We start from the raw sequence: 16,158 nt of genomic DNA on the forward strand, positions 1-16,158 counted from the left end.
CTGAAAAGGACCTGTAGCACCATGAAATTCACCGACCTGTTCATCCGCCGCCCGGTACTGACCCTGGTGGTCTGCGCGATGATCGTCATGCTTGGCCTGCTGGCGCTGCTGAACCTGCCGATCCGCCAGTACCCGCAGCTGGAAAGCGCGACCATCACCATCACCACCGAATACCCCGGCGCCCGCTCGCAGCTGATGCAGGGCTTCGTCACCCAGCCCATCTCGCAGGCCGTGGCCTCGGTCGACGGCGTCGACTACCTGAGCTCGACCTCGACCCAGGGCAAGAGCGTCATCAGCGTGCGCCTGAAGCTCAACGCCGACTCCAACAAGGCCCTCACCGAGATCATGGCCGCCGTCAACCAGGTCAAGTACCGCCTGCCCGAAGGCGCCTACGACTCGGTGGTGGCCAAGTCTTCCGGCGAAGGCACGGCGGTGATCTACGTCGGCTTCTCGAGCAAGGACATTGGCCTGCCGGCGATCACCGACTATATCTCCCGCGTGGTGCAGCCGCGCCTGGCGGCCATCGACGGCGTGGCCGAAGCGCAGATCCTCGGCGGCCAGAAGCTGGCCATGCGCCTGTGGCTGGACCCGGCGCGCATGGCCGCGCGCAACCTGTCGGCCAGCGATGTGGCCGAGGCCATCCGCCAGAACAACTTCCAGGCCGCCCCCGGCCAGACCAAGGGCCAGTACGTCTCGGCCAACATCAACATCAACACCGACCTGACCAGCGTCGACCAGTTCCGCCAGATGGTGGTGCGCCGCGACGGCGACACGCTGATCCGCCTGAGCGACATCGGCACCGCCGAGCTCGGCGCCACCTCCTATGACACCAGCGGCATCATGGACGGCGAGCCGGCGGTGTTCATCGGCCTGCACGCCACCCCCGCCGGCAACCCGCTGACCATCGTCGGCGCGGTGCAAGAGATGATGCCGCAGATCCGCGAGACCATGCCGCCGGGCATGACCGCCAACATCGTGTTCGAGGTGGCCCGCTTTATCCAGGCGTCCATCGATGAAGTGGTCAAGACCCTGATCGAGGCCGTGGTGATCGTCGCCGTGGTGATCTTCCTGTTCCTCGGCTCGCTGCGCAGCGTGCTGATCCCGCTGGTGACCATCCCGCTGTCGCTGATCGGCGCGGCGGCGATCATGAGCCTGTTCGGTTTCAGCATCAACCTGCTGACCCTGCTGTCGATGGTCCTGGCCATCGGCCTGGTGGTGGACGACGCCATCGTCGTGGTGGAGAACGTCCACCGCCATATCGAGGAAGGCAAGTCGCCGTTGCAGGCAGCCTTGGTCGGCGCCCGCGAGATCGCCGGCCCCGTGATCGCCATGACCCTGACCCTGGCCGCGGTGTACGCCCCGATCGGCCTGATGGGCGGGCTGACCGGCGCGCTGTTCAAGGAATTCGCCTTCACCCTCGCCGGCGCCGTGGTGGTGTCCGGCGTGGTGGCGCTGACCCTGTCGCCGGTGATGAGCGCCTTCCTGCTCAACCGCCAGGCCAGCGAAGGGCCGATGGCCCGTGGCGCCGAGCGCTTCTTCCAGTGGCTGGGCAAGGGCTACGGCCGCGTGCTGGACGTGTCCCTGCACCACCGCTGGCTGACCCTGGCAATTGCCGCGGCGGTATTCGTCAGCCTGCCGATCCTCTACCTCGGCGCCCAGCGCGAGCTGGCGCCGGTCGAGGACCAGGCCCAGGTGCTGGCGGTGGCCAAGGCCCCGCAGTACGCCAACATCGACTACACCGAGATGTACGCGCACCGCATGGACCGCCTGTTCGCCACCTTCCCGGAAACCGACATCACCTGGGTGGTCAACGGCAACGACGGCCCGCGCACCGCGTTCGGCGGCGCCAACCTGAGCACCTGGGAAAAACGCCAGCGCAGCGCCGACCAGTTGCAGGCCGAGATCCAGAAAGCCGTGGGCGAGATCGAGGGCGTGGCCATCTTCGCCTTCCAGCTGCCGCCGCTGCCCGGTTCCACCGGCGGCCTGCCGGTGCAGATGGTGATCCAGAGTTCCCAGGACCACCGCGTGGTGTTCGACGCCATGGACAAGATCAAGCAGGCGGCCATGGCCAGCGGCCTGTTCGCCGTGGTCGACTACGACCTGGACTTCAACAGCCCGCTGGTCAACATCAACATCGACCGCAGCAAGGCCAACGACCTGGGCATCAGCATGCAGGCCATCGGCGACGCCCTGGCGGTGCTGGTGGGCGAGAACTACGTCAACCGCTTCGCCCTCGACGGCCGCTCCTACGACGTGATCCCGCAGGTGGCACGGGCCCAGCGCCTGTCGGCGGAAATGCTGGTCGGCCAGTACGTCAAGGCCGCCAACGGCGCCCAGGTGCCGCTGTCGACCCTGGTCAGCTTCGACATGTCGATCGAGCCCAACAAGCTGACCCAGTTCAACCAGCTCAACTCGGCCACCCTGCAGGCGGTGCCGGCGCCGGGCGTGAGCATCGGCGACGCGGTGCAGTTCCTCGCCGCCCAGGCCAATGCCCTGCCCACCGGCTTCAGCCATGACTGGCTGTCCGATGCCCGCCAGTTCGTCCAGGAAGGCAGCGCCCTGGTGGTGACGTTCATCTTCGCCATCCTGGTCATCTACCTGGTGCTGGCGGCGCAGTTCGAAAGCCTGCGCGACCCGCTGGTGATCCTGGTCAGCGTGCCGATGTCAGTGTGCGGCGCGCTGATCCCGCTGTACCTGGGCTACGCCACGGTAAACATCTACACGCAGATCGGCCTGGTGACCCTGGTCGGCCTGATCAGCAAGCATGGCATCCTCATGGTCGAGTTCGCCAACGAGCTGCAGCAGGCCGACCAGCTCGACCGCCGCACGGCCATCGAGCGCGCCGCGCAGATCCGCCTGCGGCCGATCCTGATGACCACCGCGGCCATGGTGGTGGGCCTGGTCCCGCTGCTGCTGGCCAGCGGCGCCGGTGCCCACAGCCGCTTCAGCCTGGGCCTGGTGATCGTCATCGGCATGCTGGTCGGCACGCTGTTCACCCTGTTCATCCTGCCCACCGTGTACTCGCTGCTGGCCAAGGACCACCGCGCCAGCGAAGACCCACGCCTGCAGGAACTGGCCGCCTACACCCAGCCGGCCTGACCCCTTCGCCCGCCCTCCCCTGTGGCAGCCGTGATCGGCTGCCCCTGGGAGCGGCCGGCCCGGATAAAGAGAAACGACATGCTACGTAAGACCCTTCTGCCCCTGCTGTTCCTGGCGCCCCTGGCCCAGGCCGTTGCCGCCGAGCGTGCGACGCTGATGTCGGTGTACGCCCAGGTGGTCGAGCACAACAGCGACATGGCCGCCGCCCGCGAGAACTACCTGGCCCGCCGCGAGGCCGTGCCTCTGGCCCGCGCCCGCCTGCTGCCGCAGGTGGCCCTGGATGCCGAGGCCGGCGACGTGCGCAGCGACCGCCGCCAGGTCGAACAGCGCAGTGGCAGCCTGTACCGCCTGAGCCTCGACCAGCCGCTGTTCGACCTCAGCCGCTGGTTCGACTTCAAGGCCGCGCAGTCCGAGAACGAACAGGCCGAACTGGACTTCTCGGCGTTCCAGCAGCAACTGATCCTCGACACCGCCAGCCGCTACTTCGACACCCTGCTGGCCGAGGACAACCTGGCCACCGCCAAGGCCGAGCTGCGCGCCTTCGACCGCCAGTTGCAGCAGACCCGGCTGAGCTACGACGCCGGCCTGTCCGACCAGAACGACATGCTCTCGGCCCAGGCCAGCTTCGACCGCGCCAGCGCCAACCTGATCGACAGCCAGCGCCGCAGCGAAGACGCCTACCAGGCGCTGATGCGCCTGACCGGGCAGGCGCAACCGGCATTGGCCGGGATCCGCCACAGCCTGCCGGTGCAAGCGCCGGTGCCCGCGCGCGCCGAGGCCTGGGTCGAACAGGCCATGGCGCAGAACCTGCGCCTGCGCGCCAGCCAGGCCGCCGTCAACCAGGCCGGCCAGACCCTGCGCAGCAGCAAGGCCGATCACCTGCCGACCTTCAACCTGGCCATGGGCTACGCCGAGGGCGACAGCGACCTGATGGATTCCAGCGCGCACTTCGGCCAGCGCTCCGGCAACCAGCGCGACAGCTCGGTGATGGTGCAGATGAAGCTGCCGCTGTTCAGCGGCGGCGGCACCAGCGCGCGGGTACGCCAGGCCACCCATGAGCTGGCGCGCACCGAGTACGGCCGCACCAGCCTCGAACGCGAGGTGCTGGAAGGGTCGCGCAACGCCTTCCGCGCGGTGGTCAGCGATGTCGAGCAGGTGCGCGCGCGGCGCCAGAGCATCATCTCCAGCCAGGGCTCGTTGCGGGCCACCGAGGCGGGGTATGAGGTGGGCAGCCGCAACATCGTCGATATCCTCGATGCCCAGCGCGACCTGTACAACGCGGTGCGCGACTACAACGTCTCGCGCTATGCGTACATCGTCGACAGCCTGCGCCTGAAGCAACAAGCCGGCAGCCTGAGCCCGGATGACCTGCGTGAGCTGGCGGGGTATCTGAAGCTGGACTACGAGCCGGAGCGGGATTTCCTGCCGAGTGATTTGCGCGGGTGAAGCATTGGGATCGTCGGGGCCGCGCAGCGGCCCCAACGTTTTATCGATTCCTGTTGTTCATCCCCAACTCCATATCATCAATCAACGCCTTGGCCATGGCACTCAACATGCGCGCTGCGCTGCCCGCCATCAGGTCGCCTTCCATCTCGGCCTCGCAGGTGAGGTGGCGAATGCAGCCAAGCAGCACCGACAACTCGCTGAAGGCATCCGCGAAGGGAATGCCCGGCTCGACCTTGAACAGGTCCATGCAGCGGGTCCGGCCTGCGGTACGTGCGTTGGTCATGGCTGCACCTCTGGCTTGTGTTCGAGCAAGGCACAGGCCAGCTGGCCGAGGTAGTCGCTGGCGGCGAACAGACGGTCCTGGGCTTCGCCAGGGTCGGTCTTGAAGTAGATATCGAGGACATCGGAAATGGCGGTGGCCACTTCGACGGCGGCGGCCATGGCTTCTTCGCGGGTGAGGGTCGGGCGGATAGCGATGAAGGGGGCTAGACGGGGTGGGTCTGGGACGATCTTTTTCATGGTCAACACTCCTGCGCAGTTCAAGAATGCTGCCCTCCGGCGCCTTTCTCACGGGACAAAGGGTGGCAGCCGTGCACGGGGTGAGAAACCGAGGCGCAAGAGAAACTCGGCCAGACCGAAGTCTGCCCGGGCACGGCTGCCATAACTGGATTGCCGATACTTTACGCCTCGGGTTCTCACACCCGGTCACCTGATATGGCGACCCCGTGAAGTTATCCGTGGGGTATTTCCCCGACAACGCGGCGGCTTCCGGCAAGCGCGTAGGATAGTTCCCAAGCTTTGCTGGCTGAAGCATTTGGTTTCAGGTTCGGAAACATCTGACAGTTTTCGAGATGGCCGGGGCTGCTGCGCAGCCCCGGCGAGCTAAAGCCAAACGCTGACTCAGAACACCTTGAACCGCAGTGACCTGGAATCGACACCGCAAAAAAACACATCAAGCTGCCCCAACAATCACCCCGGCCGATACTCCCGACACCGCTCCCGCAGTATCTGCGCCAGCAACCGCACCTCGGGACTGTGCCGGTACTCCTCGGGATACCCCATGTACATCGGCACCTCCCGCTCCCGCTGATGCTGCAGGTTGACCCGCACCAACCGCCCTTGCGCCAGCCCCTGCTGCACCCGATGCTCCGGCAACCAGGCAAAGCCCATCCCCCGCTCGACGAAGCTCTCGGCCGCCGCCAGGCTGCTCACCGTCCAGCGCTGCGAGGTCCCCAGCCAGCCGCTGTTCTGCGAATTGCGCGTGCCGGAATCGCGGATCACCACCTGCCGGTGGTTCTTCATGTCGTCCAGGCTCAACTCCCCCTGCGCCGCGCTCAGCGGGTGGCTGGCCCCCACCACGCAGACCAGCGAGACATTGAGCAGGAACTCCTGCAGGTAACCGGAAGGCAGGCTGCTGGCGATGCCCAGCTCGACCTTGCCATCCTCCAGCAGCTCGCGGGCCCCGGACAATGCCGTTTCGTACAGGCGGATACGGTGATCCTTGTACTCCAGGGCAAACTCCTGCAATGCCTGTTGCAGCAATTCGATGGGGAACAGCACATCCACCGCCAGCGCCTGCTCGGTAAACAGCCCCGGCTGGTACTGGTTGGCCAGGTGCTCGAGCTTCTGCGCCGCCCCCAGCAGGTGCTTGGCCTGGGGCAGCAGGGCCTTGCCCAGGGAGGTGAGCACGGCCTTGCGGCCTTCGATGATGAACAGCTCCTGGCCCAGGAGCATTTCCATGCGGTTGACCGAGTGGCTGATGGCCGACTGGGACTTGTACATGTGCTCGCCGGCCTGCTGGAAACCGCCGCACTCGACCGTGCAGACGAACGCGCGCCACTGATCGAGACTGATCTTGGAAAACACCATCACCTCCTTGTGTACCCGAAAACCGGGCGACGAATCCTGTGTCCTGCGGCGTTGTACCACAGCTGCGCACGACACATGAAGACCATGCCGCGATGCACGCACTTTTTGTCACTATTCGCCCAGGCCACTTCGTGCGACAACAACGTCCCGGACAGTGTCCGGCACTAATGGATGAATAATGGACAAGGAGCGTCCCCCATGCAGAGATGCACACGCGACACGGCCTAAACCAACAGCCGGAACAACACGGCAAAGTATGCGGCGATAACGCCATAAAATTTTCATATTAATTTAATTGAAAATTTTAATTGCCATATTGTTCAACACCCTCCCCCAAACCTTTATGGAAGCCGCGTGGCAGCACGGGGCCTGCGCCTGCGCGCACTAAAAAACGCATAACTTAATAGCCAAAAAAACCATGAACAGGCGTCATCAATCCCATCGGAATTATTCGCTTTTTTTGGCAAAAGCTTCAGCCGCAATAATTAAATGGCCAGCAGGGACTGGCACCGGAACAACAAGACCGGTTGTGTATTTTGGGATTTTTTCAACAGTGAAAAATAATTGGGCATACACATGAAAATCGGCATTGATGATATTGGGCTGTCTGTACCGCAACACTTTTTCGCACTGGAAGAACTTGCCGAACGGCATGGTATCGATCCGCAGAAGTACCTGGTCGGCATCGGCCAGGAGTTCATGGCCGTGCCGGCCCCTGACGAAGACATCGTGACCCTGGCGGCCAACGCCGCCCTGCCGCTGCTCGATGACGCCACCCGCGCCTCGATCGCCACGGTGATCCTCGCCACCGAGAGCGGCATCGACCAGTCCAAGGCCGCCGGCCTGTTCGTCCACAGCCTGCTCGGCCTGCGCGCCGACTGCCGCGTGGTGGAGTTCAAGCAGGCCTGCTACGGCGCCACCGCCGGCTTGCAGATGGCCCGCGCACTGGTCGCCCAGCGTCCTCACGAGAAGGTGCTGGTGATCGCCACCGACATCGCCCGCTACGAGCAGAACTCCGAGGGCGAATGCACCCAGGGCGCCGGCGCCGTGGCCATGATCGTGGCCGAGAACCCGCGCCTGCTGGAGCTGCACCCGCACCAGGGCCGCTACAGCCTGGACGTCTCGGACTTCTGGCGGCCGAACCTGCGCAGCACCGCGCTGGTCGACGGCAAGCTGTCGATCGAGGTCTACCTGGAGTCGCTGCGCAACGCCTGGCAGAGCTACCGCGCCGACGGCGGCCTGGGCCTGGAAGACATGAGCTTCCTGTGCTTCCACCAGCCGTTCACCAAGATGGCGAAGAAGGCTTTCTCGGTGTTCGAGGCGATCGAGCCTGAAGCAGCCAAGGCCCTGGGCGAGAAGGCCTACTCCACCAGCCAGCTGTACGGCAAGGCCATCGGCAACTGCTACACCGCCTCGCTGTACATCGCCCTGCTGTCGCTGCTGGACAACAGCGACGAGGACCTGACCGGGCGCAACATCGGCCTGTTCAGCTACGGTTCGGGCAGCGTCGGCGAGTTCTTCAGCGCCACCGTGGTGCCGGGCTACCAGGCCCATTCGCGGCGCAAGGCGCATGCGCGCATGCTGGCCAGCCGCACCCGCCTGGGCCATGAGCAGTACAGCAGCTGGTTCTACGGCGACAACCACCCGGCCGTGGCCGACTACAGCACCCCGTACGTCACCGGCGGCGCGTTCCGCTACGGCGGTTGCGAGGGCTATCGCCGTCAGTACGAGAGCACCGCCCTGTCCCTGAAGATGGCGAGCTGACGACCATGAGCGACGTGCTGCTGAGCTGGCCGCAACCTGCGGTCGCCTGCCTGACCCTGAACCGTCCGCATGCCGGCAACGCCCTCGACGAGGCCCTGCTCGGGGCCTTGCACGAGCAGCTGCAGGCCCTCGCCGAGCACCCGGGACTGCGCGCCCTGGTGCTCGACGGCGCCGGCGAGCACCTGTGCACCGGGGCGGACCTGGAGTGGATGCGCCGCAGCCGCGAGTTCGACCATGCGCGCAACCTGGAGGACGCCAGCCTGCTGGCCAACGTCCTGCAGCGCCTGGACGATTTCCCGGTGCCGGTGCTGATGCTGGCCCGCGGCGCGGTGTTCGGCGGGGCTTTGGGCCTGCTGTGCTGCGCCGACCACGTGCTGGCCGCCGAGGATGCGCGGTTCTGCTTCAGCGAGGCGCGCCTGGGCCTGGCCCCGGCCTTGATCAGCCCCTACGTGGTGCGCGCCATGGGCGTGCGCCAGGCACGGCGCTACATGCTCTCGGCCGAGGTGTTCGGCGCCGAGGACGCGCTGCGCCTGCAGCTGGTCCACCGCCTGGTGCCCGCCGCCGAGCTGGCGCAGGCCCGCGACCGCTGGCTGGCCACCCTGCTGCAGACCGGCCCCCAGGCCAGTCGCGAGATCAAGCAGATGCTGGCGCGCCTGGCAGGCCGCGACCACCTGCTCGACGAGCAGGGTTGCAACCTGCAGCTGATCGCCCGCCTGCGCACCTCCAGCGAGGGCCAGCACGGTCTTGCCGCCTTCTTCGAACGCAGCCGCCCCGACTGGGCGCAATGAACCCTGGGTGCGCGGACCACGAAGCCCGCGCCGTTCCGGCGTCGCCGACGACGCCCGACCTATGAGAAAAGGATTTTGCCATGTGTGGTTTCATCGGTGTCTACCAGTCCAAACGCAACAGCATCAGCGACCAGTCGATCCTCGACGCCCTGGCCGCCATCAACCACCGCGGCCCGGACGAGCACAGCCTGTGGCGTGACCCGGGCGAGCGCGCCGTGCTCGGCCACACCCGCCTGAGCATCATCGGCCTGGACAACGGCATGCAGCCGATCGTCGCCGACGAAGGCGACCTGGCGGTGATCGTCAACGGCGAGTTCTACGACCACGAGCGCATCCGTGCCGAACTGCAGGCCGAAGGCGCGATCTTCAAGACCGCCTCGGACAGCGAAATCGCCCTGCACCTGTACCGCCGCTCCGGCATGGCCGGGCTCAAGGAGCTGCGCGGCGAGTTCGCCATGGTCCTGTTCGACCGCCGTCGCCGCCTGATGCTGGCGGTGCGCGACCGCCTGGGCATCAAGCCGCTGTTCTACACCCAGCATGAAGGCAACTGGTACTTCGCCTCCGAGATCAAGGCCCTGCTGGCCGCCGGCGTCAACCCGACCTGGGACGAGAACGCCTACGCCAGTCGCGCCTTCTACCTGCGCGACCACACCCTGTTCGAAGGCGTGCGCAGCGTACAGCCGGGCTGCTGGGTGATGGTCGACCACGGCGGCCTGCACAGCGGCCGCTACTGGGACATGGAATTCGCCCGCCGCGACACCCCGGCGCCGAGCGACGAGGCCGGCATGATCGAATCCGTGCGCGCCGCCATCGAAGAAGCGGTGCGCCTGCGCCTGCGCGCCGACGTGCCGATGGGCGTGTACCTGAGCGGCGGCATCGACTCCTCGGCGATGCTGGGCATGGCCACCGCCCTCAAGGGCGAGCCGCTGGACGCCTTCAACCTGTCGTTCACCGACATGGACGACTACGACGAGAACCGTTTCGCGCGCATGGCCGCCGAGCACAACGGCGCGCGCTTCCACACCATCGAGATCACCCAGGACGACCTGGCGGACAACTTCGAGCAGGCCGTGTGGCACAACGAGACGCCGTTCTTCAACGCCCACGGCGTGGCCAAGTACATCCTCAGCAAGGAAGTGCGCAAGGCCGGCCTGAAGGTGGTGCTGACCGGCGAAGGCGCCGACGAAGTGTTCGCCGGCTACCCGCACTTCCGCCGCGACATGCTGCTGTACAACAACGAACAACAAGACCCGAAAGTCATCGACCTGCTGCGCCAGCGCATCCAGGCCAACGAGCAGGGCTACACCAACGCGCACATGCCCCACGACATCCACTGGATGGTCGACCAGCTCAAGCACGGCGTGTCGTGGCTGGACAACCAGGCCGGCTGGTTCAAGGCCCTGGAGAGCCTGTACCGCGGTGACTTCCGCGACCACTTCACCGGTGTCGACCCGTATCGCCAGTTCTTCGACCGCCTCGACCACGGCAAGCTCGCCGACCGCGATCCGGTGCACAACTCCATGTACCTGTGGGCCAAGTCGTACCTGCCGAACTTCGTCCTCACCACCCTGGGCGACCGCATGGAGATGGCCAACAGCATCGAAGGCCGCGTGCCGCTGCTCGACCACCACGTGGTCGAACTGGCCTGCCAACTGCCGGTGTGGATGAAGGTGCGCGGCGCCACCGAGAAGTACGTGTTCCGCGAAGCCATGCGCCCTTACCTGCCCAAGGCCCTGTACGAGCGCAAGAAGCACTACTTCCGCGCCCCGCCGGCCACCCTGCAGCAGCAAGGCCGCCTGTGGCAACTGGTGCAGGACACCCTGCACAGCCGTGACCTGGACGCGCTGCCGTTCTTCGACGCGGCCAAGGTCCGCACCCTGCTCAAGCAGCTGCCGACCCTCAGCGTCCAGGAACAGGGCCTGCTCGACCCGATGCTGATGGAGCTGACCAGCCTGTGCCTGCTGCAACGCCGCTACCGCATGAGCGGCCAGAGCTGGAACACCTTGAACGAGGTGGCCGCATGAAGATCGCGATCATCGGCGCCGGCCTCAATGGCTTGGCCTGCGCCCTGATTCTCAAGCGCTTCGGCCTCGAGGCCACGGTGTACGAGCGGGCCAATGGCCCGCGCGACTCGGGCACCGGTATCTACGTCTGGCCCCAGGGCGTGCAGGTGCTGCGCTTCCTGTTCAACGACACCGGGTTCATCGGCCGCGGCAAGGCCATCGAGTTCCTCGACACCCATGGCCGCGACGGTCGCCTGATCCACAGCCAGCCGGTGCGCCCGGACGGCCTGGGGATCCCGGCGCCGGCGGTGATGTTCCCGCGTCCCGAGCTGTTCGGCCTGCTGCGCGAACGCCTGGCCCCCGGGCAGATCCGCTACCAGATGGGCTGCGAGAAGGTGGAGAAGGTCGGTGAACAGGCACGGGTCACCTTCAGCAATGGCGAACAGGAAGACTTCGACCTGGTGATCGGCAGCGACGGCGTCGGTTCCACCGTGCGCCAGTGCCTGGAACCGGGCCTGACGCCCTACGACACGGGCCTGGTGGCCAGCCGCGGCATGGTCGAGTTCGACTCGCCGCTGCTGCTGCCCGACCGTTGCCAGATCTTCGCCTCGGAGTTCTCGCGAGTGGTCACCTACCCGCTGGCGGCCGACCGTCCGTACCGCTACTGGTTCGCCGCCTACCAGCACCGCAACCAGCCGCTGCTCGACCGCGACGGCCTGGTGCGGCTGTTCGCCGACCTGCCGCCGGATGTGGTGCGGATGATGGAGGCCACCGAGCACGAGCAGATCCTCACCCACAAGATGATGGCGCTGACCGGCGCCGGCTGCTGGCAGAACGGCCGCGTGGTGATGCTTGGCGACAGCATCCACGCCATGCTGCCGACCCTCGGCTACGGCCTGACCCTGGGCCTGGAGAACGCCTTCATGCTCGCCCAGGCCCTGGTCGGCTGCTGCGACGAGCGCCTCGACAGCGCCCTGCAGCGCTACGAGATCCGCGCCGCCGAGCGCTCGCGGGTGATGCTGGAAGTGATGCGCGACATGACCGACCTGTACTACTTCGAGGAGGACAGCGCCATGACCTCCTCGCGGATCCGGCCGATCGTCGAGCGCTTCCACGACCTGGCCCTGACCACGGTGTTCTGAGGAGATCGCCATGACCGACGCATACCGCCAGCGCCTGCAGGCCTTCGTCAGCGAGCGCATCACGCCGAACGTGGCGGCCTGGGAGCAGCTCGGCGCCTACCCCGCCACACTCAACCGCGAGGCCGGCGCCGCCGGCCTGCTCGGCCTGGGCCACGACCACCGCCAGTTGCCGGACGACCCGCGGGCCGTGGCGGTGCTGATCGAGGAGCTGACCCGCAGCGGCGCCCAGGGCATCACCATGGGCCTGGGCTCGCACTTCGTCAGCCTCAAGGCAGTGCAGGCCACCGGCCACCCGATCGTCCACGACCTGGTGCCGGCGGTGCTCGACGGCCGCCAGAGCATCGCCCTGGCGATCACCGAGCGCCAGGCCGGCTCCGACCTGCGCGCCCTGGAGTGCCGGGCCACGCGCCAGGCCGATGGCTACCGGCTGAACGGGCACAAGGCGTTCATCTGCAACGCCACCCGTGCCGACTGGCTGCTGATGGTCGGCCACTGCGAGGACGGCCTGGCGCTGTTCCTGGTCGAAGGCTCCGCCGCCGGCATCCGCCACACCCCGCGCCAGGCCCTGGGCTGGCGCTGCCTGCCGCTGGCCGACCTGGAGCTTGTCGACGTGCCAGCGCTGCGCCTGACCGGCAAGGGCGGCGTCGGCCGCCTGCTGCAGGCCAGCCTGCAGCAGGAGCGGCTGAACCTGGCGGTAATGGCCATCACCAGCGCCGACATGGCCCTGCAGGCCGCCATCGACTGGTGCAAGAGCCGCCAGGTCGGCGGCAAGCCGCTGTTCGACAAGTCGGTGATCCGCCAGCGCCTGGCCGAGCACTACGCGCAGCTGACGGTCAGCCGCCAGTTCGTCGACACCTGCGTGGCCCGCCAGGCCGAAGGCACCCTGGACGCGCACCAGGTGGCCATCGCCAAGAACAGCGCCGTGCAGACCCTGGAAACCCTGGCCCGCGACGCCGTGCAGTTGCATGGCGCCCACGGCTGCGTCGAGCCCTCGCTGGTCGAACGCATCCACCGCGACGCCCGCCTGCTGGCCATCGGCGGCGGCACCCACGAAATCATGCTGGAAATCATTGCCCGGCACCTGTGAAGGATCACACCATGAGCACCATCAGCGACCACGCCGCCGCGCACTCGCGCGCGCTGCTCGAACACGCCTACCAGCGCTACTGCGGGCTGGAAATGCTGGAACAGTCCCCCGGCCAGTGCACCTGCCGGCTGACCGTCACCGATGCCATCGACAACCTGAGCCAGACCCTGCACGGCGGGGTGATCTACTCGATGCTCGACGTCACCAGCATGCTCGCCACCCTGCCCCTGCTGGGGCCGGACGAGTACGCCCTGACCAACAGTTTCAACACCCTGCTGCTGTCGGCCACGCCGCGCGACACCGAGGTGTTGTTCCACGCCAAGGTGATCCGCGACGGTCGCAACCTGATGTTCACCCAGGCCGAGGCCTGGCGGGTCAACGCCGACGGCAGCCAGACACGCATCGCCAGCGCGCAGCTGAGCAAGTTCAGGCTCAAGCGCGAGTGGTAATGGCGTAATCACCCATCACGTTCATCGCGGGGCAAGCCCGCTCCCACGCGAATTGTGGGAGCAGGCTTGCCCCGCGCTCGTTCCAGCCCAGAGCCCCTGGCGATACATGACAACCTTAAGGGTAATACCCTGATTATCTGCGCTTTTCACTCCCGCCCGATTGCTCAAGACTGGCTATCACACACATCACAGAAAGGATTCGCGCAATGAATCACAAGGTCCTGGTCATCCGCTCCTCGATCAAGTCCGATGGCGGCTTCTCCGGCCAACTGGTGGACAACTTCCTCAAGCAGCTCAAAGAGGTCAACCCCGAAGCGTCGGTGGCGGTACGCGACCTGCACGCCCAGCCTATCCCGCACCTCAATGCGGTGACCATGGACGCCCTGTTCGGCGGTGACGCCAGCAGCATCGAGGCGGCCGCGGCGCTGAAGCTGTCCAACGAGCTGATCGAAGAGATCCAGGAAGCCGACCGCGTGGTGATCGGCCTGCCACGCTACAACTTCGGCGCACCGTCGATCCTGCACACCTGGGTCGACTACATCGTGCGCGGCGGCGTCACCTTCACCTACGTCGACGGCGCCCCGGTCGGGCTGCTCGACGACAAGCCGGTGCACGTGCTCAACGCCAGCGGTGGCATCTACAGCCAGGGCACCGACACCCTGGCTGGCTGGCTGTCACAGACCCTGGGCTTCGTCGGCCTGAACAGCGTCGAGTTCATCTACGCCGAAGGCCTGGGCATGGGCGAAGAGAGCCTGGCCGCAGGCCTGGCCGCCGCCAACCTGAAGATCCAGCACAGCATCGCCGCCCTCGGCGAACGCCCATGCCCAAGCCTGGCCACCGCCGTAGGAAGGTAAGATGACCCGCAGCCAAGACAACCCGTCGGTCCAGGAGCTGTTCCTCAGCGAACTGGTGGCCGAGCCCAACCGCTACCACCTGTACATCTCCCACGCTTGCCCGTTCTCGCACCGGGTGCACCTGGTGCAGAGCCTGCTGGGCCTGGAAGACGCGCTGGACGTCACCTCGGTGGCGGCGCGCCGCCACGACCAGGGCTGGGAGTTCGACGAGCACGACCAGGACCCGCTGCACAAAGACGTGACCCTGCTGTCGAGCCTGTACGAGCGTTCGCGCCCGGGCTTCACCGGCAACCAGTCGGTGCCGGTGCTGTGGGACCGCCAGCAGAACCGTATCGTGCACAACGATTCGGCGGAGCTGGCGCTGCAGATGGCCACCCGCCTGCTGCCCCTGGCCAAGACCCCGATCGACCTGGTGCCCGACCGCTCCAGCTGCGACATCGTCGAGCTCAACCAGTGGCTGCACACCAACATCAACCGCATGGTCTACCACATGGGCTTCGCCCCGGACCAGGAGAGCTACGACCAGGCCTTCCAGCAGTTCTTCGCGGCCATGGACACCCTCGAGCACCGGCTGCGCAAGCAGCCGTACCTGGTGGGCGGCAAGCTGAGCCTGTCGGACCTGTTCCTGCTGCCCACGCTGATCCGCTACGAGGCGGTGTACTACGTGCACTTCAAGACCAACCACAAGACCCTGGCCGAGTACCCGGCGCTGTACCAGTACCTGGTGCGCCTGACGCAGATCCCGGCGATCTACCGCACCATCGACATGGCGCATATCAAGCTGCATTACTACTACTCGCACAACCACATCAACCCGACCCGGATCGTGCCCCAGGGGCCGGCGTTGAGCTGGTTGAACTGAGCTGTTGGCGTTTGCGGCCCTTTCCGGCCGGTCCGACGCCTCGGCAAGGCCGCTCCCACAGGAGGCCGCATCCCCCTGTAGGAGCGGCCCTTTCCGGCCGAGGCGTCGGACCGGTCGGAAAGGGCTGCATCGCAGCCCCGGCAGGTTGAAGCCGAATGCAGACTTCGAACAGCTTGAACTAACCGCGCTCAAGCAGGTGCAACATGGCACACCGGTACATCCGGCCAAGTACCCTAGACCGACAGACACACTACATCCTCAGTACTGTCGTCAAAAGAACGGCAAAGCTCACCCACGCATTTCATGGAAGGTGACCACCGGGCCATACTCCTGATCGGAGTTAATAGCCTCTACGTGAAATCTTCTATCAGGGAATTTCGCCTTCAACACCATTCGCCAGGACATGGCCAGCACATTGGACAGTTGCTCAAAAACCACCTCGTCCACCGAAGATCCACACCCTGAAAACACGTCGTACAGATGGGTGTGATTCAGCATCCTCTCAACACCAGCTTTATCGCCTGAAAAATGATCAAGCCACACACGAAATGCGGGCTCGTCAAATTTCATTTCCAGTATCACCGATTCCTCGAACACGACGAAATCCGGGAACAGCCATTTGCAAAAAATCAAACTATCCTCTGGACTGACGACATCTTCAATATAGGAAAATAGGTCGACGGACGCTGGTTCCTGTGAATCGCCCCTGGTTTCGTAGACACCTCCAAGCCTCATAATGAGGCCCAAATAGGAGGTGCCATGAGTCGTCAGCGTTACCCCGAAGAATTCAAGATC

14 protein-coding genes are annotated in these 16,158 nt (G+C 65.8%); 10 read left to right on the forward strand and 4 right to left on the reverse strand.

The window, feature by feature from the left end; translation table 11 throughout:
* Nucleotides 1–21 precede the first annotated feature (21 nt).
* Nucleotides 22–3,099: a MexW/MexI family multidrug efflux RND transporter permease subunit gene (locus tag AC25MA_RS02675; RefSeq protein WP_486971766.1), complete on the forward strand. Its 3,078-nt coding sequence runs from the start codon at nucleotides 22–24 to the stop codon at nucleotides 3,097–3,099.
* Nucleotides 3,100–3,177: 78 nt separating this feature from the next.
* The gene (locus tag AC25MA_RS02680; RefSeq protein WP_486971767.1) at nucleotides 3,178–4,545 is read left to right on the forward strand and encodes a TolC family outer membrane protein; all 1,368 of its coding nucleotides are present in this window, start codon (nucleotides 3,178–3,180) and stop codon (nucleotides 4,543–4,545) included.
* Between the two features lie 40 nt (nucleotides 4,546–4,585).
* Here the strand turns inward: AC25MA_RS02680 and AC25MA_RS02685 are convergent, their stop codons facing one another.
* The 3 genes from AC25MA_RS02685 to AC25MA_RS02695 form a co-directional block, all read right to left on the reverse strand.
* Nucleotides 4,586–4,792: a DUF3077 domain-containing protein gene (locus AC25MA_RS02685; RefSeq protein WP_088851693.1), complete on the reverse strand. Its 207-nt coding sequence runs from the start codon at nucleotides 4,790–4,792 to the stop codon at nucleotides 4,586–4,588.
* 32 nt (nucleotides 4,793–4,824) lie between these two features.
* The gene (locus tag AC25MA_RS02690) at nucleotides 4,825–5,064 is read right to left on the reverse strand and encodes a hypothetical protein (protein WP_036986827.1); all 240 of its coding nucleotides are present in this window, start codon (nucleotides 5,062–5,064) and stop codon (nucleotides 4,825–4,827) included.
* 450 nt (nucleotides 5,065–5,514) lie between these two features.
* The gene (locus tag AC25MA_RS02695) at nucleotides 5,515–6,411 is read right to left on the reverse strand and encodes a LysR family transcriptional regulator (RefSeq protein WP_052896062.1); all 897 of its coding nucleotides are present in this window, start codon (nucleotides 6,409–6,411) and stop codon (nucleotides 5,515–5,517) included.
* Between the two features lie 579 nt (nucleotides 6,412–6,990).
* Here AC25MA_RS02695 and AC25MA_RS02700 point away from each other — a divergent pair.
* The 8 genes from AC25MA_RS02700 (at nucleotide 6,991) to AC25MA_RS02735 (ending at nucleotide 15,363) form a co-directional block, all read left to right on the forward strand.
* Nucleotides 6,991–8,178, forward strand: a complete 1,188-nt coding sequence (locus AC25MA_RS02700; protein ID WP_062360730.1) for a hydroxymethylglutaryl-CoA synthase — start codon at nucleotides 6,991–6,993, stop codon at nucleotides 8,176–8,178.
* Nucleotides 8,179–8,183: 5 nt separating this feature from the next.
* On the forward strand, nucleotides 8,184–8,966 hold the full coding sequence (locus AC25MA_RS02705) for an enoyl-CoA hydratase-related protein (RefSeq protein WP_028692824.1): 783 nt from the start codon (nucleotides 8,184–8,186) through the stop codon (nucleotides 8,964–8,966).
* 80 nt (nucleotides 8,967–9,046) lie between these two features.
* Nucleotides 9,047–10,990, forward strand: coding sequence for an asparagine synthase (glutamine-hydrolyzing) (gene asnB / locus AC25MA_RS02710; RefSeq protein WP_182322820.1), 1,944 nt, complete (start codon nucleotides 9,047–9,049; stop codon nucleotides 10,988–10,990).
* Complete coding sequence (locus AC25MA_RS02715; RefSeq protein ID WP_028692822.1) at nucleotides 10,987–12,111, forward strand: FAD-dependent oxidoreductase; 1,125 nt, start codon at nucleotides 10,987–10,989, stop codon at nucleotides 12,109–12,111. The genes asnB and AC25MA_RS02715 overlap by 4 nt, the downstream gene beginning before the upstream one ends.
* Before the next feature lie 10 nt (nucleotides 12,112–12,121).
* On the forward strand, nucleotides 12,122–13,198 hold the full coding sequence (locus AC25MA_RS02720) for an acyl-CoA dehydrogenase family protein (RefSeq protein ID WP_062360728.1): 1,077 nt from the start codon (nucleotides 12,122–12,124) through the stop codon (nucleotides 13,196–13,198).
* An 11-nt stretch (nucleotides 13,199–13,209) separates the two neighbouring features.
* Nucleotides 13,210–13,647: a PaaI family thioesterase gene (locus tag AC25MA_RS02725; protein WP_028692820.1), complete on the forward strand. Its 438-nt coding sequence runs from the start codon at nucleotides 13,210–13,212 to the stop codon at nucleotides 13,645–13,647.
* Nucleotides 13,648–13,853: 206 nt separating this feature from the next.
* The gene (locus tag AC25MA_RS02730) at nucleotides 13,854–14,501 is read left to right on the forward strand and encodes an FMN-dependent NADH-azoreductase (protein WP_051555769.1); all 648 of its coding nucleotides are present in this window, start codon (nucleotides 13,854–13,856) and stop codon (nucleotides 14,499–14,501) included.
* A 1-nt stretch (nucleotide 14,502) separates the two neighbouring features.
* The gene (locus AC25MA_RS02735; RefSeq protein WP_051555768.1) at nucleotides 14,503–15,363 is read left to right on the forward strand and encodes a glutathione S-transferase C-terminal domain-containing protein; all 861 of its coding nucleotides are present in this window, start codon (nucleotides 14,503–14,505) and stop codon (nucleotides 15,361–15,363) included.
* Between the two features lie 288 nt (nucleotides 15,364–15,651).
* Here AC25MA_RS02735 and AC25MA_RS02740 read toward each other — a convergent pair.
* The coding region (locus AC25MA_RS02740; RefSeq protein ID WP_486971768.1) for a hypothetical protein at nucleotides 15,652–16,158 on the reverse strand (507 nt) is incomplete at its 5' end.

The organism is Pseudomonas sp. P65(2024) (assembly GCF_057480955.1).

Coding starts and splice junctions, on each gene's coding strand:
- AC25MA_RS02675 (WP_486971766.1), top strand. CDS start 22: ATGAAATTCACCGACCTGTTCATCCGCCGCCCGGTACTGACCCTGGTG.
- AC25MA_RS02680 (WP_486971767.1), top strand. CDS start 3,178: ATGCTACGTAAGACCCTTCTGCCCCTGCTGTTCCTGGCGCCCCTGGCC.
- AC25MA_RS02685 (WP_088851693.1), bottom strand. CDS start 4,792: ATGGACCTGTTCAAGGTCGAGCCGGGCATTCCCTTCGCGGATGCCTTC.
- AC25MA_RS02690 (WP_036986827.1), bottom strand. CDS start 5,064: ATGAAAAAGATCGTCCCAGACCCACCCCGTCTAGCCCCCTTCATCGCT.
- AC25MA_RS02700 (WP_062360730.1), top strand. CDS start 6,991: ATGAAAATCGGCATTGATGATATTGGGCTGTCTGTACCGCAACACTTT.
- AC25MA_RS02705 (WP_028692824.1), top strand. CDS start 8,184: ATGAGCGACGTGCTGCTGAGCTGGCCGCAACCTGCGGTCGCCTGCCTG.
- asnB (WP_182322820.1), top strand. CDS start 9,047: ATGTGTGGTTTCATCGGTGTCTACCAGTCCAAACGCAACAGCATCAGC.
- AC25MA_RS02715 (WP_028692822.1), top strand. CDS start 10,987: ATGAAGATCGCGATCATCGGCGCCGGCCTCAATGGCTTGGCCTGCGCC.
- AC25MA_RS02720 (WP_062360728.1), top strand. CDS start 12,122: ATGACCGACGCATACCGCCAGCGCCTGCAGGCCTTCGTCAGCGAGCGC.
- AC25MA_RS02725 (WP_028692820.1), top strand. CDS start 13,210: ATGAGCACCATCAGCGACCACGCCGCCGCGCACTCGCGCGCGCTGCTC.
- AC25MA_RS02730 (WP_051555769.1), top strand. CDS start 13,854: ATGAATCACAAGGTCCTGGTCATCCGCTCCTCGATCAAGTCCGATGGC.
- AC25MA_RS02735 (WP_051555768.1), top strand. CDS start 14,503: ATGACCCGCAGCCAAGACAACCCGTCGGTCCAGGAGCTGTTCCTCAGC.